The following is a 24,827-nucleotide window of genomic DNA, read 5'->3' as shown; positions in this document are numbered from 1 at the left end:
ATTTGCCTTTAATGTGCCGATAAAATACCAAGTGGAATAGGTTTATTTCTATACAAAAACGATGGAATAAGCGGTAAGAAGGATTTACCTTTTTTAACCTGTGACGAAAAGGTGCAGCCAAAATTACATCATTTCTTGAGCCAGCACACTTTTATATGCAGTTTAACTTTAAGTTATCGATGTATCCTGATATATATAGCGCGTTAATTAATACTAGGGTGGATAAAAATGAAAAAAGGTTTAGTATCACTTCTTGCTGGCGCAACATTAACGTTAACAATGGCAAGTAACAGCTTTGCCGCTGATAAAATTACCGTTTTTGCTGCGGCCTCTTTGACTAACGCGCTGAATGAAATTTCAGAACAGTATAAAAAAGAATCTAATGTGGAAGTCGTGGCGTCTTATGCATCCTCTTCAACATTAGCACGCCAAATTGAGCAAGGTGCACCGGCGAATCTGTTTATCTCTGCCGACCAGCAGTGGATGGATTACGCTATCGATAAAAATTTAATGGTCGAAAATACCCGTTATACCTTATTAGGTAATGAGCTAGTATTAATCGCACCAAAAGATTCCAAAATCGATAAAGTTGAAATTAATAAGCAAACAGATTGGAAAAAGCTGTTAGATGGCGGTCGGTTAGCAGTGGGTGATCCTGACCACGTCCCTGTGGGTATTTATGCAAAAGAAGCATTAGGTAACCTAGGTGCATGGGAAACCGTTGACCCATTATTAGCGCGTACAAATAACGTCCGCAGCGGTATGGCGCTAGTTGAACGCCAAGAAGCTCCTTTAGGTATTGTGTATGGTTCTGATGCTGTCGCAAGCCAAAAAGTGAAAGTTGTGGGCGTTTTCCCAGCAGATTCACATAAACCTGTTGAATATCCAATGGCAATCGTGAAAGATCAAGACAATAAAGCGACTCGTGACTATTACGAATATCTGAAAACACCAGCGGCTTCAGCGGTGTTTAAACGTTACGGTTTTGATCCTCGCACTAAATAAATATTAAGAGAGTGTTTTGTTGCAGATGTTAAGTCCTTATGAATGGGAAGCGATTTATCTGAGCCTTAAGGTATCCAGTGTTGCGGTGATCCTCAGCTTACCTCTTGGTATTTTAATGGCTTGGGTGTTAGTTCGCTGTAATTTTCCAGGTAAAACACTGCTCGATAGTATTATCCATCTACCACTGGTGCTGCCACCAGTGGTAGTGGGGTACTTATTATTGATCAGCATGGGAAAACGCGGTTTTATTGGTGAATGGTTGTATAACTGGTTTGGTTTTAGCTTCACATTTAGCTGGCGAGGTGCGGCATTGGCTTCTGCGGTTGTGGCATTTCCATTAATGGTGCGGGCAATTCGCTTAGCATTAGAAGCGGTAGACCGAAAACTGGAACAAGCCGCGAGAACGTTGGGGGCAACGCCGTTACGCGTTTTCTTTACCATCACCATTCCGCTCTCTTTACCGGGTATTATTGTCGGTACTGTTTTAGCTTTCGCTCGCTCATTGGGGGAATTTGGCGCAACCATTACCTTCGTCTCCAATATCCCAGGTGAAACGCAAACTATCCCTCTTGCCATGTACACACTGATTGAGACGCCAGGCGCTGAAGTTGATGCAGCCCGTTTGTGTATTATTGCCATTGTTTTAGCCTTGATTTCATTATTGATTTCAGAGTGGTTAACACGTTGGGGCAAAAAACGTTTGGGAGTAGCCTAGCATGTTAGAACTCGACTTTTCCCAAAAGTTAGGGGACTTGCAATTGGAAGTGAACACTCAGTTACCGACAGAAAGTATTACTGCCGTTTTTGGCTTATCGGGCGCAGGGAAAACATCGTTAATTAACGTGATTGGCGGATTAACAAAGCCAAATAAAGGCCGCATTGTGTTAAATGGGCGCACGTTAGTGGATATCGAAAAGAACATTTGCTTGCCACCAGAACAGCGCCATATTGGTTATGTATTCCAAGATGCTCGGTTATTTCCCCATTATCGTGTCAAAAACAATTTGCGTTATGGCATGTCCCCTGTCATGAAGGCTCGTTTTGACGATATTGTTGAATTATTAGGTATTGAACAATTGCTTAACCGTTACCCAATAACGCTATCGGGGGGGGAAAAGCAACGTGTTGCTATCGGTCGTGCTTTGTTAACAGCGCCTGAAATTTTATTGATGGACGAGCCGCTGGCATCTTTAGATTTACCACGTAAACGCGAGTTATTGCCTTACTTAGAAAGGTTGTCTCAAGATGTCAAAATTCCCATTCTCTATGTTAGCCATAGCTTAGATGAAATTTTGCGTTTGGCCGATAAAGTGATTGTTATGGCCGCAGGGAAAGTCAAAGCGTTCGGTCCACTTGAAGATGTGTGGGCAAGTAGCGCATTACGCCCTTGGCTGCAAAAAGAGACGTTGAGTAGCGTCATCAGTGCCACGGTTCACAGCCAGCATCCCGATTATGACATGACAGCGGTGATTGTTGGTGGGCAAAAGTTATGGATCCCTCGGGTGGATAGCTCACAAGGTGCGGGATTACGCATCCGCGTTGATGCCTCTGATGTTTCACTTGTGCTAGAAAAACCACAAGTCAGCAGTATTCGCAATATTCTTTCAGCGGAAGTTGTTGAATGGATTGAGGATGGTGAGCAAATTGATGTCAAATTGGACTTGGGCGATAAACACTATTTATGGGCGAGAATTACACGTTGGGCAAGAGATGAGCTGTCGATCCGTAAAGGTCGTAAGGTGTATGCGCAGGTGAAAAGCGTTTCATTAAGTCGTCAGCTGTAGTATTTCTTGCTATGTGAATAAGTTGCGTAAAGTTACCACAAAGGGCCATAAAAAGAGAGGGTGCTTTTTGTGGCCCTTAGTTAGTGCTATTAGCGTGAAGGAAAGAGTAATAAAACGAGGAAAAATATAAAGCTAGCAACAAAGTTAATAAAAAAAATTAAAATATTTAAGTGATATGCAGAGATATATGTGATTGAGGAAAAAATCACTTGTAAGGAAATACCAATCAATTTTGCCTGCTTAACCCCCATATCTCGTAACCTTTGTACATTAATCAATGCGTTGATGTACAAACTGAAAATGGCAATGGCAATCACGGGGATCGCTGGGTTACCATGACCAAAAAAAGGGGGAGTGAGCGCGTACAGCATAAAATCACAAAATAAGTAATAGAGTAGAAAATTTATCCGCTTTAACTTTCCTTCATTCCATGGTCGAGATAGCCAGTTTCCAGTATTACGCATATGAATCCTTTCAAAATAAATTATAGATTTGAGGGGGTGGTAAAATTATTATCGGAGTATTTTAAAATTAATGTGTACAAGCGAATTGCTTCACTGATACTCGGAAATTTAGGTTCTGTTTGGTTCAGTTCAGCCAAAAATTGATCGGCTGAGTTAAGATCATACTTGGGGAACTGATATAACAGCCCTGAATGGCTATATGAAATACACAGCATACCACTATCATTAATTTCGATATTAAGGTTATCAAGTTGATCACTGGCTTTCATAATTGCTTCAACAACGATAGGTTTCAAGAATTTTGCGACTTGGTGCTCATCTATACCGCCAAGTGAAAATTTTTGATTAAAATTTGACGATGAAACGCTGTAATTTAATGGATGAGGAATATTACCATCGCTGATGATATAGATATTTTTATGGTATTTAAAATCAAAAATTAATCCATAGCGGTAATAGTATACTTTCTTAGTTTTGACTGTTTTATTTCTGTAAGTTAACTCTGTGTCGACAAATTCAAACTTGTAAAAATAAAAAGGGTGTTTAACATTAGGCGTACTTTGATACTCTTTAATGATCTTTCGAGAATAATTGCCACGTTTAAATTGCTCAAAATGAACTAACATCGAGCTCACAGGACCATTTTCGATAGGTGAATATTGAATGTTGTTATCAAGAAACCCCCACATTTGATAGATATCGTGACTAAGCATAGTGACCGAACTATTACGACCAAAAATAATCAGTAAAGATAATGATCCTATAGCGATTAAACTAGCCACAATAATACCATCTTGACTAACCCACTGAAATCCTGTGTTATTATTCGAGTCTGACCAATGGATTAAAGCGAGTACAAATGTTATTGTACAAATAATAACGAAGATAAAATTATTATATACCAGTTTTCGTCCTGCTGATTTAGCAATAAAAACGGCTTCAGTAAGATCGTTATAGCTCGTAGCGTGGTTTAGTTTCTGTTTAACTTTATTCAGTACTTGGTAGACAATCGTATTGTTTTTAAACATGTTTATTGAAATTTTCGTGTGAAAACTGTATAGGTTTAGAGGCACTCGTTATTAATATCTAAACAAGTGCCTTTCTATATATGATTAAAATGTTGGGGTAAAGCCAATATCGTTAGCAGACTGTTGATGGTCAAAAGGTTGAGCTGGATTTCTTTTGGTCATCAGGTTGTTGATGAGACTATTTGGAAAAACTTCAATAGATGTGTTGAAGGTTGCTACGTTGCTATTATAAATGCGAATAGCTGCCCCTATGTTATCTTCCTGTTCAGAAATTTCATGGGCTAAATCACGATAGAGACCTATCGATTTTAAATCAGGGTAATTTTCGACAACGGCATTGAAGCCTTTTAGTGCAGTTTGGAAGTTATCCTGAAACGATTTTAACTCAGTTTGGCTAACATTTTCTGCATGGCTACCAAGCTTAGATGCTGCGCTACGCATTTCGGTAATGCTCGCTAAAATGGAGGACTCATAGTCTTTATGATCTTTTACCAGTGATTCAATTTTGGGAATAATCTGCGTTTTTTGGCGCTCTTGAGTGATAACGTCAGCCCAAGCTTGGCGTACTCGGTTATGTTTCTGGATAATACTGTTATTAATTAAAATAATAGTGAGAATAAGCCCGGCAATAACCGCAAAAAAAACTAAAAAACCACTCATTAAATCACATCCTTATTGGAAAAATTGTTATCTGTATATTTAATAATACGTTTATAAAAGTCGATAAGCTGTTTTAACTTAGGTAGCTTGTTTTCGGTTTGTAGTTCAGTCTTAAAGTCATCAATATTCTCTAAATTATATTGATGTTTGGTTTTGATTACGTCATCTGTTGAAAAACTGATACACATGATACCATCATGATTAATTTCAATATTTAAATTTTTAAAAATTTGTCTAGCATCTAACAATATTTCAACGATAGTAGGTTTTAACCACTTAGCCAGCTCTAATTCGCTTTCTGCACCAAACTTAAAATATTTGCTCAATTCCATTGATGCAGGTTGATATTTGGTACGAAAAGGAACGGCTCCATTTGAGATAACAGCAATATTGCTAAAAAGGTGATAATCAGTAATTAACCCGTAACGATAGTAGTGTTCATAGTGAGTGACAGTTCTGGTTGTCGTATTACCTTTACTGTCTGATGTGGTTTCTTCTTTTTCTATTTTATCTACATATTCAAAACGATAGAAATTAAATTGAGTCTCAGATTCGGGAAATGTTTCGTATTCATACATGATTTTTCTTGAGTAATTCCCTCTATCAAATTCTAAAAAATCATCCAATAATTGATTAACTCTGCCATTGTATCGTGGGAGAGGGTTAATACCGTAATCCAATAAGGCAATCCCTGTATAAATTTGGTTACTTATTTTTTGTATTTTTGATTTTCTAAATAAACAAATTCCAAGTGATATAAGTGTAACAACGAGACTGACCGCAATAACACAGATAAAGATGTTATCCCATGGGCCGCCATTTGTTGATTGGTAGCCTAAGGCTATAGCGAATAGACAGATAATTAGCGCAGAACAGGCGGTAATATACAAGTTTGCATTATTATATTTTAAAGGCTGACCAAAATCGGTAGATAATTTTAGCGCACGATTGAATTCTTCTTTACTATTAGCTGAATTCACTATGGCAGTTATTTTTTTAGTTATGTTAGAAACGGCAGAGTTATGGGATAGCATCATTTAATAATCGATAATTTTATATTTTTCGATTATCTACAATTCAATTAATAAAGTAAACCATTTAAAATTCATGTTGTTATTTACTAAACTTATAACGTCAGCAGATATAAGAACTATTGGCAGTTCTTATATCTGTGGATGTCAGTACGCAGTCATTCTTTATAAAACATATTTACGGATAACTTCAGCAATACCCGGCTCAGTATTTACACGTGTAACCAGTTTAGCTTGCTGTTTGATTTCATCAACCGCATTGCCCATCGCAACGCCGAGGCCTGCGGTTGTTAGCATGCTTAAATCGTTAAAATTATCCCCAAAAGCAACAACGTTTTCCATTGTCATGCCTTGAGATTCAACCCACTCTTTTAAACGTTGGCCTTTGCTATTACCTTTACGCCCAATATCTACCTGATCTGCCCAAGACCATTCACAATCTAAACCAAAATCATTTTCGATTTCATGGACGACTTGGTGCAGTTGTTCTGTGTTTTGTGAACTAACCGCAAATTTCCAAATTGAATCATAGTTGTGCATAACATCCGCATAGTCTTCAACAAATTCAAGGGTTGGACGTTGTGCAACGGGTAATGATTCAGCCCAATTTAATGTGCGTTGGACGCCTTCAGTTTTGGCGTTATATAACATCGCATTGTCCACGTACATTAAGTGTTGGATATCGGTGCCACGTAACTTATTAATCATTTGAGTGGCGGAATCGAGGGTCATTGGGTTTGATTTGAGTACCTTTTTCCCTAGATAGTCATACAGGTAGGTACCGTTACAACAAATAGCAGGGGTATCCAGATCAAGGGCCTGATAAAAAGGGTGAATAGCCACATGGTGGCGACCCGTCACAATGATCACCTTAACACCTTGGCGGCGGGCTTCTTGCAGGACAGCTAACGATTCAGGCAAGATCTTCTTTTGATGATCAAGCAGTGTTCCATCGAGATCGAGCGCAATAACGCGGTATGACATAAAACGGCTCCACGTGATTTTAGAAGTGACCTATAGGTGAGCTATAGGAGTGAGGTTATTTTATCATCATAGCTGATAATAGTAACGAACTGAACCGTTTTAGTTTCAGCCTGTTAATTTAAATCGATAATGATATTGCCTTTTAATTACTAGCAGTAATTTAAATAATATAGGGTATAGTGACCTAATATATTTAGGTTATCGATGCGGCTTAGCATTTTTATCATGAATTAAGGAGTCAGGATGGAACAGGTTGTTTATATTGCAAGTCCCGAAAGTCAGCAAATTCACGTGTGGTTAATGAATGAAGTCGGGGAGTTAACACTTCTGCAAACTGTGAAAACACCGGGGCAGGTGCAACCAATGGTGCTAAGCCATGATAAAAAGCACCTTTATATTGGGGTTCGCCCTAATTTCCGTGTGGTGACTTATGATATTGAAGCGAAAGGAACATTACGCTTAAAAGCTGAAACGTCGGTGCCGGGGACACCTGTTCATTTATCCCTTGATAACACTGGAAAATACTTGTTTGTCCCTTCATACCATCAGCATAACTTGGCTGTATTAACGATGAATGAAGAGGGGGTTCCCGATCGCGTTGTTCAAGTGATTGAAGGCCTACGTAACCCGCACTCCTCCCACGTTGATGTTGATAACCAGCAGCTGTGGGTTCCTTGTTTAGGGGAAGACCATATCCGCTTGTTTGATCTACAGGAAAATGGCTATTTAACGGAAGCAACGGCAGACCAAATCACGACAGCACCAAATTCAGGTCCTCGTCACTTGGCATTCCATCCTACGCAGAAAGTGATTTATTGTGTGAATGAACTGGACTCAACTATTGGTGTTTACCGTAAATTTACCCGTTATCGCACGATGCAAACAGTGGCAAATTACCCAGAGGGTAATAAAAGCCAACGTTGGGCAGCAGATATTCATGTGACACCAGATGGCCGCCATTTATATGCCAGCGAGCGCTCTGAAAGTTATATCAGCCACTATATTATCTCTGATGATGGTTGCGAGCTCACGTTAGAGGCACGTTATCCAACTGAAGTACACCCAAGAGGTTTTAATATAGACGCAACAGGGCGATTTTTAATTTCTAGCGGGCAAAAATCAGACCATATTTCGGTGTCAGAGATCGATAGGATCACTGGGAAGTTAACAGAGGTGGGGCGTTATTCAGTAGGTAAAGGCCCTATGTGGGTCATATCTTTCATCCTTTAAGCTGCAGCTGCGTTAGCTACGCTGACTAACCCTAGTTATATACTTGTGTATGTGACTAGGGGGTGTTTATATTTGTGTAAAAATAACTCATCGGTATTTTGGTATCCACATCATGATTAATGAAAGGGCTACCATCGATGAGTCATTTCTCGCTAATTTGTCATATCGACTTGATATGGCTCTAAAATGTTTAATCCTTGCAAAGGCATTTTCAACATAATGTCGAATTTTATAAAGCTCCCAATCCATATGAACATTGTTTAAAAGATTCACTTTTCGCCTTGGGATCATTGAGATAGAACCTTTTACATCCGATATATAAGCCCTAAATTTATCGCTATCGTATCCTTTATCTGCGATTGTAAAGTCACTGGCAGAGCTGTTTGCGACCAATTCTTTTGCATAAACCCAGATAGCTCAAAATTAACAGGATATGCCTTCAAAAGTCATTCAGTGTTCGTTCTTGTTATAGACACATTCCGCGTTTCTCATGAGTCATAGCCCACTGTTTTCCTGTTAACACAGCTCGCTGCTGGTGATCAGTTACATGGTGAGTTTTTGGCGAAACAGATTATGCAGCATCATCATGCCGTTAAAAAAACACAAAGATCAATAGCCCTTAGGGTCAAATTGGAGTATGCATTATTTTCAGTGATGCGGGGGACAAATACTATTTACATGATAGGGATTATGGGAACCTGATATTTAAGGAATGAAAAAATAGGGAAATAAAATTTAAGATAAGGTAATGTTGTGTGATTGTTTTTATCCGGAGATGGTAGGATGCCAGAAAATAATTACATTGGAAGTGCAACAAGCCGAACAAATACAGGAACGTCAACAACGACGGTTTATGTTAAGGTACCAAAATTACGTTTTTTTATGGAGCCTAGGGCATTATCTTTTGCGCCAGCACAATCTATTTCAGTCCCATCTATACCGAAGCCTGCCTCTTCAACGCTCTCAAAAGATATCAGCCTATTATCTCAGTTGGTTAAAGCGCCTAATCCGCTAACCGTCGCATTAATGGGGGTGTTTTATTCGCCGAGCGTCGGAGATTCGACGCTAGATCGCATTGTTATCGGGCGTCCATTCGAGAAGAGAACGATTGTGGGCGGTTTTTCTCGTTCTGCCTCAACCGTATCGACCTATGACTATACGTCGGAAGCGTTTCTAAGAGAAATCGCTGCGGCAAAAAGCACCGTCACAACCCGTGTTCGTTTTCGGGTGATTGAGGACGAAAAAAGTGGAAACCCAAAAATCGTCGGATATGCTGTGGACGAACACAGTGGGTTAGACAGAGTTCGAGTCCGTTTTGCTGAGCGTCATGAGGATGGTTCAGTGACGTTTTCTGATCCGGATTTTAAAGGCCAATTTATTTGGAATACTCAAAATAATACGGCGGAGTATAACGATTATACCGCTCAGGATGTGGCTAAAAATCCGGACTTAGCCTTTCAGGTGGTAAAATTTAGCCTCGATAATGGGCTGCGAGGAGCGGTTATTCATGATGGTGGCGGAGTTGGGGATTATCTTCCGCCGACACCGCTTCCTGAGCCTCAAAAAATCTGGAGTTTACCTAACCCAATACTCGAACCATCAAAGGGCTGGATTGAAACGTTTCCGATGCCAGAGCAATCAACGGGTTGGATTGAATCGCTTCCTCTTCATGAAACGGATTTTAATGATTACGTGATAGTCGATCCGCTGGGTGAAGTACCGGCTATTTATGTTTTTTTTCAAAAAGAGCCTGTAGATGATTTGGAGGTGGATTATTACGAGAATTTTAAAGGGCGTTCTCGAGAAGGATTATATGAAATAGATCATATACCATCTAAAGCAGCCGTTAGATTGTATTTAAAAAACAAATATCCAGCATTAACGGAAACTCAATTAGACAAAATAGTGAATCAGGTAGCTTCAATTGCTATTCCTAAAGATGTTCATCAGAAATGTAGTGAGACCTATGGTGGTCGCAATAACAGTAAGATTGTGCTCAATGATGGTACATTGTTACCACGAAAAGAGTTGGATGCTAAAAATTTACGGGAGGCGGTCGAACGTAATTGGGAAGCCAACCGAGAATGCTTAGAGAATGAAGGTTACGATAGCAAATTACTGAATGAAAAATTAGACAAAATTCATGAGCTAAACGAAGCGAAAGGATTATACAAATGAGTGTGAATATTGAAGCGTTAGTGCAACGTTTAGGGAATACCTATGATGAACTTTATAACGATGGGCTGATCCCTTACAAAACTAAGCCTCAAGGGAATTCTGGGGATGATGTATTAACCCTTAGAATGAATAAGGAATATACTTTTTTAGCATTTGATAATCCGTCGAAAAAGTTATCACAAATTACTATGACGCTGATACCTGATAATGTAAGAAATCAGTGGGTTTTCCCGAATAAAATACCTTTTGGTTTACAACAAACAATGACAGATCGTTGGTTGTATGAACATATAGGAAATCCAATAAGGCAAGCACCGGAAGATGTTATTTTAGGCATTCCTATAGGAAAAACAGAAGTTTTTAAGTTAAGTATTACGACACTATCTATCGAAAATATAGCTATGATTGTGAGTTTTCATCCTAGGATGAAAACGTTTGCTCAAGAGGTTACTTTTGAGTTGTTAGATAGTTTGGAAAAACGCTGGAGAGTAAATCATTACAAATGAGTGTGAATATTGAAGCGTTAGTGCAACGTTTAGGGGATACCTATGATGAACTTTATAATGATGGACTGATCCCTTATAAAACTAAGCCTCAAGGGAACTCAGGGGATGATGTTGTCACGTTAGATATGAAAAAAGAGTATGTGTTTTTATCTTTTGATAACCCCTCTAAAAGGCTAAGAGAAATCACTATAACTGTGATTCCGGATGACATGCGAAATCAGTGGAAGTTTCCGAATGAAATTCCCTTTGGGTTACAGCAAGTGATGACGGAATATTGGTTACAGGAATACTTAGGAGCTCCTCTAGTTAGTGAACCTGAACAGACTGTTATGGGGATTAATTTTGGAAAGATTAGCGTGTTTTTTATGACACTTCCTGGTTCTGATAAGAAAATAGCATTATCAATGCGTTATGGTTATAAAACGGTAAATGTTAAGAGTGTAACTTTTTTCCTGTATGACCGTTTGGAATTAAAACTGAAATAAATAAAACCCTAATGTCCCAATGTGGTATTAATCAAAACGGAGCGAAGCGATAACCTCTTCTTGTCTTTGCTTCTCTCCATGATCGGTTATTGGGTCATGGCTCCTTAGCTTGTTCCTTTAGCTAAGCATGTTACTTCTGGTTAGGTTGAGCTTCTTTTGACGGTGCAATTCAAGAAATCTCTGGGGCTGTTGAACTTTGTGTGAAAATTGCTCATCGGTGTTTTGATAACCACATCATAATCAATGACAGTGCGACCATCGATGAGTAATTTCTTGCCAATTTGTCATATCGACTTGATATGGCTATAAAATGTTTAATCCGAGCAAATGCATTTTCAACAAAATGTCGGATTTTATAAAGCTCCCAATCCATATGATCATTGCTTAAAAGATTCACTTTTCGCCTTGGGATCATTGAGGTAGAACCCTTTACCTCTGATAAATAAGCTCTATCTCATGAGTTGGCATAGCGTAGTCCACTGTTTTTCTGTTAACATTGTTCTTGGCATGGTGATTTCTGTTGTGTTTGTATTTTGGCGAAATCATTATACAACATCACCATGCCGTTCAAAAAACCTACAAAGATCAACAGTCCCTAGGGCTTAGTTTCACTTACCAGCCTTGCTATAACTCAAATTATTTAGGAGATTATCTGTTTGAAAATCTTTTTAAAACAAATGGTTAATTTTATTTGGCTGATCATCCTAAGACTTTGGCCATGGTAGCGGTGACTTTAGTAAGTTGCTCTGGGGTGATGATATACGGAGGCATAATATAAATTAACTTACCAAATGGGCGTACCCACACGCCATTTTCCACAAACACCTTTTGTAAAGCGGCGGTATTGACAGATTGCTTCATTTCAATCACGCCAATTGCACCAAGAACACGCACGTCAGCAACAGCGGAGTGAGAAGCTAAAGGCACCAATTCGGCTTTTAGTTGTTGTTCAATATTGGCAATAGTTTGTTGCCAAGGGCTATTGAGTAATAAGGTTAAACTGGCATCAGCGACAGCACAGGCTAGGGGGTTACCCATAAAGGTTGGACCATGCATAAAACAGCCCGCTTCACCATTACTAATGGTTTCTGCAACATGGCGAGTTGTGATTGTTGCGGAAAGCGTCATATATCCACCAGTTAATGCCTTTCCTAAGCACATAATATCCGGTGATATATTGGCGTGATGGCATGCAAACAGCTTTCCTGTGCGTCCAAACCCTGTGGCGATTTCATCGGCAATCAGCAAGATACCGTATTCATCACACAACTGGCGCACACCTTTTAAATATTCAGGATGATAGATACGCATTCCCCCCGCACCTTGAACGATCGGTTCTAAGATGATCGCCGCAATTTCGTTGTGAGTTTTCGCTAATTCATGGCGTAATGGTGCAAGATCATCGGGTTCCCATTCATCATAAAAGCCACACTGTGGGGCATCGACAAAAATATGTGGTGGCAAATAGCCTTTGTACAGGCTATGCATCGAGTTATCAGGATCACAAACGGCCATCGCACCAAAGGTATCCCCATGATATCCATGGCGTAATGTTAAAATTCGCTGGCGCTTTTCCCCTCTCGCTTGCCAGTATTGCAACGCCATTTTTAGCGCAACTTCAACTGCAACAGACCCAGAATCAGCCAAAAACACACACTCTAGCGGCTCTGGCGTTATGGTCACTAGCTGTCTGCATAAATTTACTGCTGGTGGGTGAGTGATTCCGCCAAACATCACATGGGACATCTGGCTTATCTGTTTTGTGGCAGCTTGGTTGAGTACAGGATGATTATAACCATGAATTGCTGACCACCAAGAGGCCATCCCATCAATCAATTTTTTTCCATCTGCCATTTCTAGCTCAACCCCATGTGCCGCAACGATTGGGTAGGCTGGAATAGGGTGACTCATTGAAGTGTAAGGGTGCCAAATATGTAGGCTATCAAAAGCAATATCGTGACTATTCATGATTATCCATCGTAAACTTTTTTAGATCATTTTGGTTGACATGATAACCACAATATTTAAACTGGCAACAATTTTTTCAACTGGAGCGTCTCCATGAATACATTAAAACAGTGGACAATAAAACAAGCTAATGAACTGTTTTCAATGCCTTTTTTTGAATTGTTATTTCAGGCACAGCAAATTCATCGCCAACATTTTGATCCGCAACAAGTGCAAGTCAGCACCTTGTTATCTATCAAAACAGGGGCATGCCCCGAAGATTGTAAATATTGTGCGCAAAGCGCTCGCTATAAAACAGGTTTAGAAACTGAACGTTTGATGGAAGTTCAGCAAGTCATTGAATCAGCGAAAAAAGCCAAGCAGGCAGGATCAACTCGTTTTTGTATGGGCGCGGCATGGCGTAACCCAAAAGAGCGTGATATGCCTTACCTTGAAATGATGGTTAAAGAGGTGAAATCCCTTGGGATGGAGACCTGCATGACCTTGGGAATGATTGATAATTCCCAAGCTCAGCGCCTCGCTGAGGCAGGCTTAGATTATTACAATCATAACCTTGATACCTCCCCTGAATTTTACGGCAATATTATTACCACAAGAACATATCAAGATCGTTTGGATACTTTGGAAAATGTACGTGACGCAGGGATTAAGGTCTGCTCAGGCGGCATTTTAGGTTTAGGTGAAAAAGTCAGCGATCGTGCGGCTTTACTGGTGCAATTAGCCAATTTACCAAAACCACCAGAGAGTGTACCAATTAATATGTTAATGAAAGTTGAAGGCACACCAATGGCAGATAATGAAGATGTTGATGCTTTTGATTTTATTCGTACCATTGCAGTTGCTCGTATTATGATGCCAACCTCATATGTGCGTTTATCGGCTGGTCGTGAATATATGAACGAGCAAACTCAAGCACTCTGTTTTATGGCGGGAGCAAACTCAGTTTTCTATGGATGTAAGTTATTAACGACACCCAATCCAGATGAAAATAAGGATTTGGCGTTATTTCGAAAACTGGATATTAATCCAGAGCGAATTGATACCAATGAAGGGGATAATTTACAAGCTGCTAAATTAGCAGAAACATTATTAACTGCGGATAACGCGCAATTCTATAACGCAGCTGTATGATGAGTTGGCAAATATTCCTACAAGAGCAGATTGAGCAGCGCAAACGCGCCTCAATCTGGCGTCAACGCCAATGTATTGAGAGGGCGAATGGTCGTGAATTGTATCAAAATGGAAAGAAATATCTGAATTTTTCCTCTAATGATTATTTAGGATTATCTCACCATCCTGAGATCATTGCTGCGTGGCAGCACGGCGCCGCTATCTATGGTGTGGGCAGTGGTGGCTCAGGGCATATTACAGGGTACACACAAGCCCATGCGGAACTTGAAATTGCATTAGCACAGTGGCTGGGCTACCCAAAAGCACTGCTATTTATTTCGGGTTTTGCGGCAAACCATGCTGTGGTGACGGCGTTAATGACACAGAATGACCGCATTTTAGCCGATAAGCTCAGCCATGCATCCCTTATAGAAGCTTCGATGCATTCAGGGGCTCAACTAAGACGGTTTCATCATAACAACACGTTATCTCTTGAACATTTTATTAAAAAGCCAGTGTCAGGGAAAACCCTTGTGATTAGCGAGGGGGTTTTTAGTATGGATGGGGATTGTGCCCCCCTTGATACGTTGCATGATATCGCCAAAAAGCACGGTGCGTGGTTAATGGTGGACGATGCCCATGGTATTGGTATTTGTGGTGATCAAGGGCGCGGGAGCTGTTCGGCGTATGGCATCAAACCCGAAATTTTAGTCGTCACATTTGGTAAAGCATTTGGCTTGAGCGGAGCAGCGGTACTTTGTGATGAGCAAACGGCTGAATTTTTTGTTCAGTGGGCGCGCCATTTGATTTATAGCACATCCATGCCACCAGCGCAGGCGGTCGCTTTATCAGAAGCCGTGAAGCAAATTAAATTGGCAGATAAACCGCGTGAAATTCTTAACTCCCATATTGAATACTTACGAGAAAATGCCAGCTTTAACCAAATGAAATTAGCGGACTCAAAGACCGCTATTCAGCCCTTAATTATTGGTGACAATCAAGCGTGCCAACAGGCAGCATCATTATTACGTCAAAAAGGGATCTGGGTGCAAGGGATCCGACCGCCGACTGTTCCGCCAGGAACGGCTCGCCTTCGGATCACTTTAAGCGCTGCACATCAACAATCAGATCTTGATAAACTGTTGGAGGCTTTGCATGACGTCGACAATATGTCATGACAAACAAAAAATTGCGGCAGCATTTGGGCGAGCAGCGACAGGCTACGATGCTATTGCAAACTACCAACAAGGGACAGGAGTGCAACTACTGAATAGATTGAAATCTATTCTTAACACTCAGCAAATCATAGCACCCTTGAGGGTATTGGATGCAGGATGTGGGACGGGTTTTTTTAGTCAACGACTGAAAGACCAAGGCCACATTGTTACTGCATTAGATCTGTCTATGGGGATGTTAGATGTTGCAAGGAATAAAGATGCCGCCGATGAATATGTGTGCGCAGATATGGAATCGATCCCGGTTAATTCAGCACAGTTTGATGTGGTTTTTTCCAATTTATCTATTCAATGGTGCGAAAGCTTTCACGGTGCATTAAGTGAGTTATACCGTGTAACAAAGCAAGGCGGCGTGATTGTTTTTACAACGCTGGCAGAGCATTCACTTAATGAGCTTTCTAAAGCTTGGCAATCAATTGATGGATACTCTCATGTGAATACCTTTTTAAGCTCACAAAACATTACTGCCAGTTGTCAAACCTGGTGCCATGAATTGTCTTTTCAGCAAGATACGCTGTATTTTCCTGATTTAATTAGCTTGTTAAATTCACTAAAAGGAATTGGGGCAACTCACTTAACCGCAGGGCGTCAAACAGGCTTGATGACTCGCAAACGTCTTCAACACTTAGCATCAGTGTATCCAAGAACGCAACAAGGGCTCTCGTTAACCTATCAAACAGTATTTGGAGTAATTTACCGTGACTAAAACCTATTTTGTGACAGGAACAGATACGGAAGTAGGAAAAACAGTAGCGAGTTGTGCCTTATTGCAAGCCGCTAATTTACAAGGATTTAATACTATCGGTTATAAACCTGTCGCTTCCGGTAGCGAGCAGACCCCAGAAGGTTTACGTAACAGTGATGCCTTGCTTTTGCAAGCCAATAGCCGTGTAAAACGACCTTATTCAGTGATAAATCCCATCGTATTTGAAGCACCGACCTCACCGCATATTATTAGCGAAAAAATGGGGCTTCCAATTGATTTTTCGGTTATTAATCAAGGTTTAATATATATTCAAAAACAAGCAGATTGGGTTTTAGTCGAAGGGGCTGGTGGATGGTACACTCCATTATCCAGCGAAAAAACGTATGCAGATTGGGTGATTGAACAGCAGCTCCCTGTGATTTTGGTGGTCGGTGTAAAATTAGGTTGTATTAATCACGCATTGTTAACCTTAGAGGCTATCAAGACCGCGGGCTTATCCGTTGTTGGTTGGATTGCCAACGAAGTTGAAGCTCCAGGACCTTATCAAAGGGAGTATCTTTCGACACTTAAACGTATGATCAGTTCCCCTTGCTTGGGGATCTTGCCTTATCAGCCCCAACTTGATCTATCCACGTTAGGGCGATATTTAGATCTTAACTTATTGTGAGGTCAATAAAGGGCTTAACACCGTTGTTAAAGCCCATTACTCTTCTTAAATAAAACGATCAATTGTTAAATGTCATGTTGATCTTGTTTAATGTTCGCAACTGTTTTTTTGTCAAGTTTTCCCCTAAAAATTGCCTCTTGATCCTATTAAAAAAGATAAAATCCCTTTTTTCTAACAGATACTACGTAAAAATTTTTTCATATAACTGCCATTATTTTGTCATTTAGTTTACGTCTAACAAATTTTGCCTATGGCGAGAAAGCATGAGCCCTAAGGGCTTCAAGAGTTATCCACTATTTCTGTGGATAACCTTGTGTATTAACGTTATAAAACAACTTCTATGCTAGGCGGTAAGCGGCTTTGCCTTTATTTGATGTGATTCTGGACTTTAAATTAATTTTGTTTAAATACAATTAGTTAAATAAAATCAAGACTTCAATTTGCATTTGCGATAGAGCAATAAAAACCAAAAGCATAAAATATAAAGTTTTCTAAAGGTCAAGTAATTTTTTGGGGATAACATTTTTATAAACTAATTGGAACCTCGAATAGCAAAATAGTAAACTCAGGACTTGAAGCTGTTTTTTTATCCAGTATTATAGCAAAAGAGATAAATGATAAGGCGGTAATATGAGTAAGGATTTTAAGCTGTATTCTGATTTTCAACCCGGGGGGGACCAACCAGAAGCCATTCGTAAACTATGCGAAGGGTTGCAAGACGGTTTGGCTCATCAAACGTTACTCGGGGTTACGGGGTCAGGGAAAACCTTCACTATTGCCAATGTTATCGCGAAAGAAAACCGCCCGACCATGTTAATCGCGCATAACAAGACCTTGGCGGCGCAGCTTTACAGCGAAATGAAAGCTTTTTTCCCAGATAACGCAGTGGAATACTTCGTATCTTATTATGATTATTATCAACCTGAAGCTTACGTACCAAGCTCAGATACATTTATTGAGAAAGATGCCTCTGTAAACGAGCATATTGAGCAAATGCGTTTATCGGCAACTAAGGCCTTACTTGAACGCCGAGACGTCATTGTCGTGGCTTCTGTCTCGGCTATATACGGTTTAGGTGACCCAGACAGCTACTTAAAAATGATGTTGCACCTCACCGATGGCATGATCATTGACCAGCGCTCTATTTTAAGGCGCTTAGCTGACCTACAATATAGCCGCAATGACCAAGCATTTACCCGCGGAACATTCCGTGTCCGCGGGGAGGTGATTGATATTTTCCCTGCTGAATCGGATGAATACGCATTAAGAGTGGAGCTATTCGACGAGGAAGTTGAGCGCCTTTCTCTTTTTGATCCTCTCACAGGTCAAATCCAACACCGAATACCTCGCTTTACGGTTTACCCAAAAACCCATTACGTCACACCAAGAGAACGTATTTTGGAAGCCATGGAGAAGATAAAAGAGGAACTGGCAGATAGGCGCAAAGTGCTGTTGGAAAATAATAAGCTGTTGGAAGAACAGCGTATTACTCAACGCACTCAATTTGATCTGGAAATGATGAATGAGTTGGGTTACTGCTCAGGGATTGAAAACTATTCACGTTATCTCTCGGGGCGCGCACCGGGAGAACCCCCTCCGACATTATTCGACTATTTACCTGCGGATGGCCTGCTGGTTGTGGATGAGTCCCACGTGACTATCCCACAAATTGGTGCAATGTATAAAGGCGACCGTTCTCGTAAAGAGACCCTGGTGGAATACGGGTTTCGTTTACCTTCAGCATTGGATAACCGGCCAATGCGCTTTGAAGAATTTGAAGCGTTGGCTCCGCAAACTATCTATGTCTCTGCAACACCCGGCAAGTACGAGTTAGAAAAATCGGGTCATGAGGTGATTGAACAAGTGGTTAGGCCGACAGGCTTATTGGACCCAATTATTGAAGTTCGTCCAGTTAGTACTCAAGTGGATGATTTATTATCTGAAATTCGTATCCGTGTGCAGAAAAATGAGCGTGTACTAGTCACCACATTAACTAAACGGATGGCAGAGGATTTGACCGAATATTTGGAAGAGCATGGGGAACGTGTGCGCTATCTACATTCCGATATCGATACTGTTGAGCGGGTAGAAATTATTCGTGACCTGCGACTTGGTGAGTTTGATGTCCTCGTTGGGATCAACTTATTAAGAGAGGGGCTTGATATGCCAGAAGTGTCTTTAGTGGCCATCTTAGATGCGGATAAAGAAGGCTTCCTGCGTTCAGAACGCTCCTTGATCCAGACAATAGGTCGTGCCGCGCGTAACTTAAACGGAAAAGCTATCTTGTACGGTGACCGAATAACCAATTCGATGGAAAATGCGATAGCAGAAACTGAACGCCGTCGCGCCAAACAAATGGCGTTCAACGAAGAGCACGGCATTGTACCGCAAGGGTTGAACAAGAAAATTGGCGATATCCTGCAAATAGGCCATAAAGTTGGCGGAAAAGGCAAAGGACGTTCAAAAGAAAGCGCCAAAAATGAAATATCAGTTGATATACAAGGAATGTCAACGAAAGAGCTGGAACGTCGTATTTCACAACTTGAAGCGCAAATGTATAAGCATGCGCAAGACTTGGAGTTTGAAGCGGCCGCTCGAGTGCGTGATGAGTTGCAAGAGTTGCGGTCGCAGTTTATCGCTAACTCCTAATCTTCTTCATACTTCACGCTGTGGGGGTGTTGGCTGCGCTCAATCACTCGGGTCACATACTTGTGTATGCTCCCCGAGATGCTTTCGCTTGCCGCCTACCCACAACGCGAATTATTTTGAAGATAAATGGAATTAAAAGATGGGTAGGATAAAAAGATGGATAGAATAAAAAAAATGAATGGAATCAAAAGATAATAATACTTAAAAACAGCGAGTAAGGTGGCAAAACGGAATTGAACACGACTCCACCTCTGGGACCAAAGGTGGAGTAAATTAGAATTTTTACAATAGAGGGATGGTTTCTTCGATGGCCTGTAGAAGTAACTTTCTATCGTGACGGTAGGGGATATCATCAGCTTCGAGGACACGCTGGATAATCTTACGATCGCGACTGATATCACTGGTTTGTGTACGAGGACCGAGGATTAAGGCATCAATTTTTTTGCAGCCAATATATTTTTCCATCATCTGCAATTTTTCCGGTAAGGTTAAATTCGCGGCAGAAGAACCCACTTCCTTTCCTAAATTGCCAATATAAATCATTGGCGCTTTGCATTCACGCAAGGCGGTGGCGAGTTCATCAAGTAGCAATAATGGCATTAAACTGGTGAAAAAACTGCCTGGGCCAATAATAATTAAGTCTGCTTGGTGGATCGCGTCTAATGCTTCTCGTGTAGCTTTAACCGAAGGGTATAAGCGTAATTCCTTAGGTATTTCGCGCAGAGCATCAACATTTACCTCGCCATAAACCTCGTTACCCATCTCATCGATCGCCATTAAATCAACAGGGGATTCTGACATGGGGATCAGTTGAGCATCGACTTTAAGCATATTGCGAATTAAATTAATAGCTTCAAGTGGTCTAACACTCAGGTGATCTAATGATTTTAGCATCAGATTACCTAGGTTATGACCAGACAGCTCACCATTACCACCAAAGCGGTATTCAAACATTGCAGATGCAATAGACGGTTCAGTAATTAACTGATTCAAACAGTTGCGCATATCGCCCCAAGCAATTCCGCCTTCAGAACGACGAATTCGACCTGTAGAACCCCCATTATCCGTGGTGGTCACAATTCCAGTGAGACGAGATCCTAAAGAGGAAAGGGAAGACATCACGCGACCCAGTCCATGTCCGCCACCTAAAGCCACGACATGTCTGAGACTCGCCAGACTACTATTCGCCATAGTGTTCCTATATCAATCAGTTAATTTTCGGCAAATAAAACAGTCGCTTTTCGAAGTTTTTTACCTAAGAATTTGCCGTGTTCATATTGCCGAACTTATCAAAAAAGAAATCTAAAAATAAATTGGACGCTAATTTATCATAAAACATCATTCTTAGTTGAGTTACCGTGATAAAAAACAATAAAAGGCAATATTCCAGATTTACCCTAACTGACCAGTAGTGAAATAGCTGAGGATTTTCATTTTGAACTCGGACACACACTTGCGTGTCCCCCAAAATACCGTCCTTTTCCGGCTGACTACGATGCATTATTTAGCGTAGGTGTAGAACGAGTTACACTCACGTTTAGTAATGTTATTTATAACGGAAACAATGAGATGGGGAGCTTGCGGCCTATTTTAGATCTACATCAATAAATGCTTAATTAAATAATTAGAGATGTTAATTAATTTAAGTGAAATTGAATCTGTAATTAAGCTATTTTTGGGAAAATTGTCTATGATAATAAGAGCTTCCGAGATTAAGCTTAGTGTTCTGTAAGTCGTTGTATATTATATTATATATCGAATTCGGGTTCGCTTTTTTATATTCTATACGCTAGAATCCTTACACAAATTAAGTGAACAGAGTGGCTTGTTTTTGTTGTTAAATTAGCAGCTTTGTTCCAAATAAAACTCCTAGCCTTTGCGTCTAAGTTTGTTTTCGCAAATATGATGCACTGGCCGTGGCCATCGAGTCACCAGGGTGCAAGATAGAAATGTCTGCATCTCCCGTATTTGGAAAGGTGTGATTATGCAGCAACTCGTCGATCAATTTGACCGGAAATTTTACTATCTTCGGCTTTCTATAACAGATGTTTGCAACTTCCGTTGCACATACTGCCTACCTAATGGTTATCAACCAAGTGGTCGTCACGAATTTCTAACATTGGATGAAATTCGTCGTATTAGTACTGCATTTGCTGAATTGGGTACAGAAAAAGTGCGGATCACCGGTGGTGAGCCTACCATGCGTAAAGATTTCAGTGAAATTATTGCGGCTATCCATGAAAATGCCGCGATTAAAAAAATTGCCGTCACTACCAACGGCTATCGCATGGCAAGAGACGTCCAAACTTGGAAAGATGCGGGCTTGAGTGCAATTAATGTTAGCGTTGACAGTTTAGATCCACGTCAGTTTGCTGCAATCACCGGGCAAGATAAATTTTTCCAAGTGATGAAAGGGATAGATGCTGCATTTGAAGCTGGATTTGACAAAGTCAAAGTCAACGCCGTGTTGATGAAAAATGTCAATGACATTGGACTAAAGTCATTCTTAAATTGGATTAAGCATCGCCCAATCCAATTGCGTTTTATTGAATTAATGGAAACAGGCGATGGGAGTGACGTTTTCCAACGTTTCCATGTTTCTGGTGAAACCATTCGTGAGCGTTTAATTGAAGAGGGGTGGTATCGCCTGCCTCGCTCACGTAATGATGGCCCTGCACAAGTGTTTAGTCATCCAGATTACCAAGGTGAAATTGGTCTTATCATGCCGTATGAAAAAGACTTTTGCCAAAGTTGTAATCGTCTCCGTGTCTCTTCTTTAGGCAACCTTCATTTGTGTCTGTTTGGTGAAAATGGCATTCCTTTACGTGATTTGTTAGGGGCAGACGACCAAAATGAAGCCCTAAAAGCGCGGATACAACGAGGCTTGCACCATAAACGCGAAACACATTTTCTGCATATGGGCGATAGTGGCATTACCCCTAATTTATCCGTTATTGGCGGTTAATTCTTTTTACGATTTTCAGGAGAAAATATGTCCCAACTGACTCACCTCAATGCGTCGGGCGAGGCGCATATGGTTGATGTTTCAGCAAAAGCTGAGACTGTCCGTGAAGCTCGCGCAGAAGCTTATGTCACCATGAACCCCGAAACATTAGCCATGATCGTTGACGGTCGCCATCATAAAGGGGATGTGTTTGCGACGGCACGTATTGCAGGCATTCAAGCCGCTAAAAGCACATGGCAGTTAATTCCATTATGCCATCCGCTACTGCTAACTAAAGTGGAAGTCGTTCTTGAAGCTGAACCAGCTTATCATCGTGTTCGTATTGAAACATGCTGCCGCCTAACAGGCAAAACGGGAGTAGAGATGGAAGCGTTAACCGCAGCTTCGGTAGCGGCATTGACCATTTATGATATGTGTAAGGCGGTACAAAAAGATATGGTCATTGGCCCTGTTCGTCTACTCGAAAAAACAGGCGGTAAATCTGGACATTTTAAGGTGGAATAATGATCACAGTATTGTTTTTTGCACAAGTTCGTGAATTAGTCGGTACAGAACGGATTGAACTAACTGAAAAATATCAGAATGTTGAGTCTTTGCGTCACGCATTATCGCAAAAAGGTGACCGTTGGGCGCTGGCTTTAGAGAATGGCAAATTGCTGGCGGCAGTTAATCAATCATTTGTTTCTCTTGATCACCCGCTGGTGGATGGGGACGAAGTGGCCTTTTTCCCACCAGTGACAGGGGGTTAATAATGGGAAATACGCATATCGCTGTACAGACACATAATTTTAGTGTCGGTGAACAATATCAGTGGCTTGCCCAATGTGATAGCGATGGCGCTGTCGTGACATTTACAGGGAAAGTACGTAACCATAATTTAGGGGATAGTGTGGCAGCCTTAACCCTTGAACACTACCCAGGAATGACGGAAAAAGCACTAGAAAATATCGTAGTAGAAGCGAGAGAGCGTTGGTCTTTACAGCGTGTGAGCGTTATTCATCGAATTGGCACATTACAGCCTGGTGAAGAAATCGTGTTTGTTGGAGTCACGAGTGCGCATCGTAATGCTGCATTTCAAGCTGCTGAATTTATTATGGATTACTTAAAAACCAAAGCGCCATTTTGGAAAAAAGAGACATTGCCAGATAACGAGCGCTGGGTTGAAGCGAAAGAGAGTGACGAAGCGTCAGCAAACCGCTGGTAATCGCACTTTTTCCTCCGAAAAATACGAATTTGCCGAATGGTAAAGTCATAATAATGTGTTAGACTTTGGTTAATTTTCTCCGATAGCAGTATTTTTACTGTGTCGATTTTTATTTTAGCGAAAGGGTAACCATCATGGGTCAGTTTGATCAGCGTAATGATTCTCTTGTCCAGAGGGCCGAAACAGGCGTTCAGGCATTTATGTCACAAGTTTACGGTTGGATGACAGTCGGTCTGTTGTTAACCGCATTTGTGGCTTGGTATTCTGTCAGCAGTGATTTGTGGTACACCATTGCAAGTAATAAAATTTTATTTTTTGGAATGATCATTGCTGAACTGGGTTTAGTCATGGGGATTTCATTCTTACTACAAAGAATTAGCGGAATGATGGCAACGGGCATGTTTATGCTCTATTCATTGCTAACCGGTTTAACGATTTCTGTTATCCTTGCCGCGTATACTGGCGAATCTGTCGCGAGTACTTTTGTGATCACTGCGGTTATGTTTGGTGCATTAAGTGTTTACGGCTACACCACTAAACGTAGCTTAACAGGGATGGGTAACTTCCTGTTTATGGCACTGATTGGTATTGTTGTGGCATCGTTAGTTAACATCTGGCTGAAAAGCACGATGATGTATTGGGTGATCACTTATGGTGGCGTGTTACTGTTCGCAGCATTGACCGCTTATGACACTCAAAAGCTGAAAGAAATGGGTTCACAAATCAATGAAGATGACAGAGAAACAATGCGTAAATACTCCATCATGGGTGCACTGTCTCTCTACTTAGACTTCATCAACCTGTTCTTGATGTTACTGCGTATCTTCGGCGATCGTCGCTAATCGCGAGTCACGTATTTAATAACAGCGTGTTTTAACACATTGCAAAACCCTTGTTACTTCGGTAGCAAGGGTTTTTTCATGATAATCGTACCAAAAAATATAATTTGTTTATTGTTTAGGTGTAAA

Annotated in this window: 25 protein-coding genes, 1 pseudogene and 1 riboswitch; of the genes and pseudogenes, 17 read left to right on the top strand and 9 right to left on the bottom strand. The window is 40.8% G+C overall.

Annotated elements, in window-relative coordinates; genetic code table 11:
* Positions 1–222 precede the first annotated feature (222 nt).
* Genes modA through modC form a run of 3 tightly spaced genes read left to right on the top strand, consistent with a single transcriptional unit; the run spans position 223 to position 2,789 of the window.
* Entirely contained in the window at positions 223–1,005 is a 783-nt protein-coding gene (gene modA / locus AB6N04_RS11015) for a molybdate ABC transporter substrate-binding protein (protein WP_369312077.1), read from the top strand.
* Between the two features lie 25 nt (positions 1,006–1,030).
* A complete protein-coding gene (modB, locus tag AB6N04_RS11010) occupies positions 1,031–1,720 on the top strand; it encodes a molybdate ABC transporter permease subunit (protein WP_369308348.1) in 690 nt (229 codons plus the stop codon).
* A gap of 1 nt (position 1,721) precedes the next feature.
* Positions 1,722–2,789: a molybdenum ABC transporter ATP-binding protein ModC gene (modC, locus tag AB6N04_RS11005; protein WP_369308347.1), complete on the top strand. Its 1,068-nt coding sequence runs from the start codon at positions 1,722–1,724 to the stop codon at positions 2,787–2,789.
* An 89-nt stretch (positions 2,790–2,878) separates the two neighbouring features.
* Here modC and AB6N04_RS11000 read toward each other — a convergent pair whose 3' ends face one another.
* The 5 genes from AB6N04_RS11000 to AB6N04_RS10980 all read right to left on the bottom strand — a co-directional run bounded on the left by AB6N04_RS11000 (position 2,879) and on the right by AB6N04_RS10980 (position 6,956).
* Complete coding sequence (locus tag AB6N04_RS11000) at positions 2,879–3,253, bottom strand: hypothetical protein (protein WP_369308346.1); 375 nt, start codon at positions 3,251–3,253, stop codon at positions 2,879–2,881.
* A gap of 20 nt (positions 3,254–3,273) precedes the next feature.
* On the bottom strand, positions 3,274–4,281 hold the full coding sequence (locus AB6N04_RS10995; RefSeq protein WP_369308345.1) for a hypothetical protein: 1,008 nt from the start codon (positions 4,279–4,281) through the stop codon (positions 3,274–3,276).
* Positions 4,282–4,365: 84 nt separating this feature from the next.
* Positions 4,366–4,941 (bottom strand): LemA family protein, encoded by a 576-nt coding sequence (locus AB6N04_RS10990; RefSeq protein ID WP_369308344.1) that lies wholly within the window; start codon positions 4,939–4,941, stop codon positions 4,366–4,368.
* Complete coding sequence (locus AB6N04_RS10985) at positions 4,941–5,978, bottom strand: hypothetical protein (protein WP_369308342.1); 1,038 nt, start codon at positions 5,976–5,978, stop codon at positions 4,941–4,943. The genes AB6N04_RS10990 and AB6N04_RS10985 overlap by 1 nt, the downstream gene beginning before the upstream one ends.
* A 159-nt stretch (positions 5,979–6,137) precedes the next feature.
* Positions 6,138–6,956, bottom strand: a complete 819-nt coding sequence (locus AB6N04_RS10980) for a pyridoxal phosphatase (protein ID WP_369308341.1) — start codon at positions 6,954–6,956, stop codon at positions 6,138–6,140.
* Positions 6,957–7,199: 243 nt separating this feature from the next.
* On the opposite strand from AB6N04_RS10980, the gene pgl reads away from it, so the two are divergent.
* Positions 7,200–8,186, top strand: a complete 987-nt coding sequence (gene pgl, locus AB6N04_RS10975) for a 6-phosphogluconolactonase (protein WP_369308340.1) — start codon at positions 7,200–7,202, stop codon at positions 8,184–8,186.
* A gap of 87 nt (positions 8,187–8,273) precedes the next feature.
* Here the strand turns inward: pgl and AB6N04_RS10970 are convergent, their stop codons facing one another.
* Positions 8,274–8,600, bottom strand: coding sequence for a transposase (locus AB6N04_RS10970; protein WP_369312075.1), 327 nt, complete (start codon positions 8,598–8,600; stop codon positions 8,274–8,276).
* Positions 8,601–8,969: 369 nt separating this feature from the next.
* Here AB6N04_RS10970 and AB6N04_RS10965 point away from each other — a divergent pair, with 369 nt between their 5' ends.
* The 3 genes from AB6N04_RS10965 to AB6N04_RS10955 are packed head-to-tail and all read left to right on the top strand — an operon-like array spanning position 8,970 to position 11,355.
* Positions 8,970–10,364, top strand: a complete 1,395-nt coding sequence (locus AB6N04_RS10965; protein WP_369308339.1) for an S-type pyocin domain-containing protein — start codon at positions 8,970–8,972, stop codon at positions 10,362–10,364.
* Entirely contained in the window at positions 10,361–10,870 is a 510-nt protein-coding gene (locus tag AB6N04_RS10960) for a DUF6392 family protein (RefSeq protein WP_369308338.1), read from the top strand. The genes AB6N04_RS10965 and AB6N04_RS10960 overlap by 4 nt, the downstream gene beginning before the upstream one ends.
* The gene (locus AB6N04_RS10955; protein WP_369308337.1) at positions 10,867–11,355 is read left to right on the top strand and encodes a DUF6392 family protein; all 489 of its coding nucleotides are present in this window, start codon (positions 10,867–10,869) and stop codon (positions 11,353–11,355) included. Before AB6N04_RS10960 ends, AB6N04_RS10955 begins: the two co-directional genes overlap by 4 nt.
* Positions 11,356–11,566: 211 nt before the next feature.
* Here the strand turns inward: AB6N04_RS10955 and AB6N04_RS10950 are convergent.
* Positions 11,567–11,785: pseudogene (locus AB6N04_RS10950) on the bottom strand (IS5/IS1182 family transposase); the annotation flags it as partial.
* A 269-nt stretch (positions 11,786–12,054) separates the two neighbouring features.
* Positions 12,055–13,323, bottom strand: a complete 1,269-nt coding sequence (bioA, locus tag AB6N04_RS10945) for an adenosylmethionine--8-amino-7-oxononanoate transaminase (protein ID WP_369308336.1) — start codon at positions 13,321–13,323, stop codon at positions 12,055–12,057.
* Between the two features lie 93 nt (positions 13,324–13,416).
* Here bioA and bioB point away from each other — a divergent pair, with 93 nt between their 5' ends.
* From bioB to uvrB, 5 genes are all read left to right on the top strand, one after another.
* Positions 13,417–14,454 carry a biotin synthase BioB gene (gene bioB, locus AB6N04_RS10940; protein WP_369308335.1) on the top strand — a complete coding sequence of 346 codons (1,038 nt, stop codon included), beginning with the start codon at positions 13,417–13,419 and terminating at the stop codon, positions 14,452–14,454.
* Positions 14,454–15,611, top strand: coding sequence for an 8-amino-7-oxononanoate synthase (bioF, locus tag AB6N04_RS10935; protein ID WP_369312073.1), 1,158 nt, complete (start codon positions 14,454–14,456; stop codon positions 15,609–15,611). The genes bioB and bioF overlap by 1 nt, the downstream gene beginning before the upstream one ends.
* Positions 15,589–16,374 (top strand): malonyl-ACP O-methyltransferase BioC, encoded by a 786-nt coding sequence (bioC, locus tag AB6N04_RS10930; protein ID WP_369308334.1) that lies wholly within the window; start codon positions 15,589–15,591, stop codon positions 16,372–16,374. Before bioF ends, bioC begins: the two co-directional genes overlap by 23 nt.
* Complete coding sequence (gene bioD, locus AB6N04_RS10925) at positions 16,367–17,041, top strand: dethiobiotin synthase (protein ID WP_369308333.1); 675 nt, start codon at positions 16,367–16,369, stop codon at positions 17,039–17,041. The genes bioC and bioD overlap by 8 nt, the downstream gene beginning before the upstream one ends.
* Positions 17,042–17,671: 630 nt before the next feature.
* Entirely contained in the window at positions 17,672–19,690 is a 2,019-nt protein-coding gene (gene uvrB, locus AB6N04_RS10920; RefSeq protein WP_369308332.1) for an excinuclease ABC subunit UvrB, read from the top strand.
* 282 nt (positions 19,691–19,972) lie between these two features.
* Here uvrB and yvcK read toward each other — a convergent pair whose 3' ends face one another.
* Positions 19,973–20,881 (bottom strand): uridine diphosphate-N-acetylglucosamine-binding protein YvcK, encoded by a 909-nt coding sequence (gene yvcK, locus AB6N04_RS10915; protein WP_369308330.1) that lies wholly within the window; start codon positions 20,879–20,881, stop codon positions 19,973–19,975.
* Between the two features lie 663 nt (positions 20,882–21,544).
* Positions 21,545–21,685: riboswitch (molybdenum cofactor riboswitch) on the top strand.
* Between yvcK and moaA the strand changes: the two genes are divergently transcribed.
* The 5 genes from moaA (at position 21,675) to AB6N04_RS10890 (ending at position 24,701) form a co-directional block, all read left to right on the top strand.
* Positions 21,675–22,655, top strand: coding sequence for a GTP 3',8-cyclase MoaA (gene moaA, locus AB6N04_RS10910; protein WP_369308329.1), 981 nt, complete (start codon positions 21,675–21,677; stop codon positions 22,653–22,655). Its footprint overlaps the riboswitch before it by 11 nt.
* Before the next feature lie 27 nt (positions 22,656–22,682).
* On the top strand, positions 22,683–23,159 hold the full coding sequence (gene moaC, locus AB6N04_RS10905) for a cyclic pyranopterin monophosphate synthase MoaC (RefSeq protein WP_369308328.1): 477 nt from the start codon (positions 22,683–22,685) through the stop codon (positions 23,157–23,159).
* Positions 23,159–23,404: a molybdopterin synthase sulfur carrier subunit gene (moaD, locus tag AB6N04_RS10900; protein ID WP_369308327.1), complete on the top strand. Its 246-nt coding sequence runs from the start codon at positions 23,159–23,161 to the stop codon at positions 23,402–23,404. Before moaC ends, moaD begins: the two co-directional genes overlap by 1 nt.
* 2 nt (positions 23,405–23,406) lie before the next feature.
* Positions 23,407–23,859, top strand: coding sequence for a molybdopterin synthase catalytic subunit MoaE (gene moaE, locus AB6N04_RS10895; protein ID WP_369308326.1), 453 nt, complete (start codon positions 23,407–23,409; stop codon positions 23,857–23,859).
* Positions 23,860–23,993: 134 nt separating this feature from the next.
* Positions 23,994–24,701 carry a Bax inhibitor-1/YccA family protein gene (locus AB6N04_RS10890; protein WP_369308325.1) on the top strand — a complete coding sequence of 236 codons (708 nt, stop codon included), beginning with the start codon at positions 23,994–23,996 and terminating at the stop codon, positions 24,699–24,701.
* Positions 24,702–24,827: the final 126 nt, after the last annotated feature.

Origin of the sequence: Providencia rettgeri, from assembly GCF_041075285.1 — a bacterium.
Lineage (GTDB): Bacteria > Pseudomonadota > Gammaproteobacteria > Enterobacterales > Enterobacteriaceae > Providencia > Providencia rettgeri_G.
The sequence above is the reverse complement of the archived record's forward strand: the minus strand, read 5'-3'. Positions and strand labels throughout refer to the sequence as shown.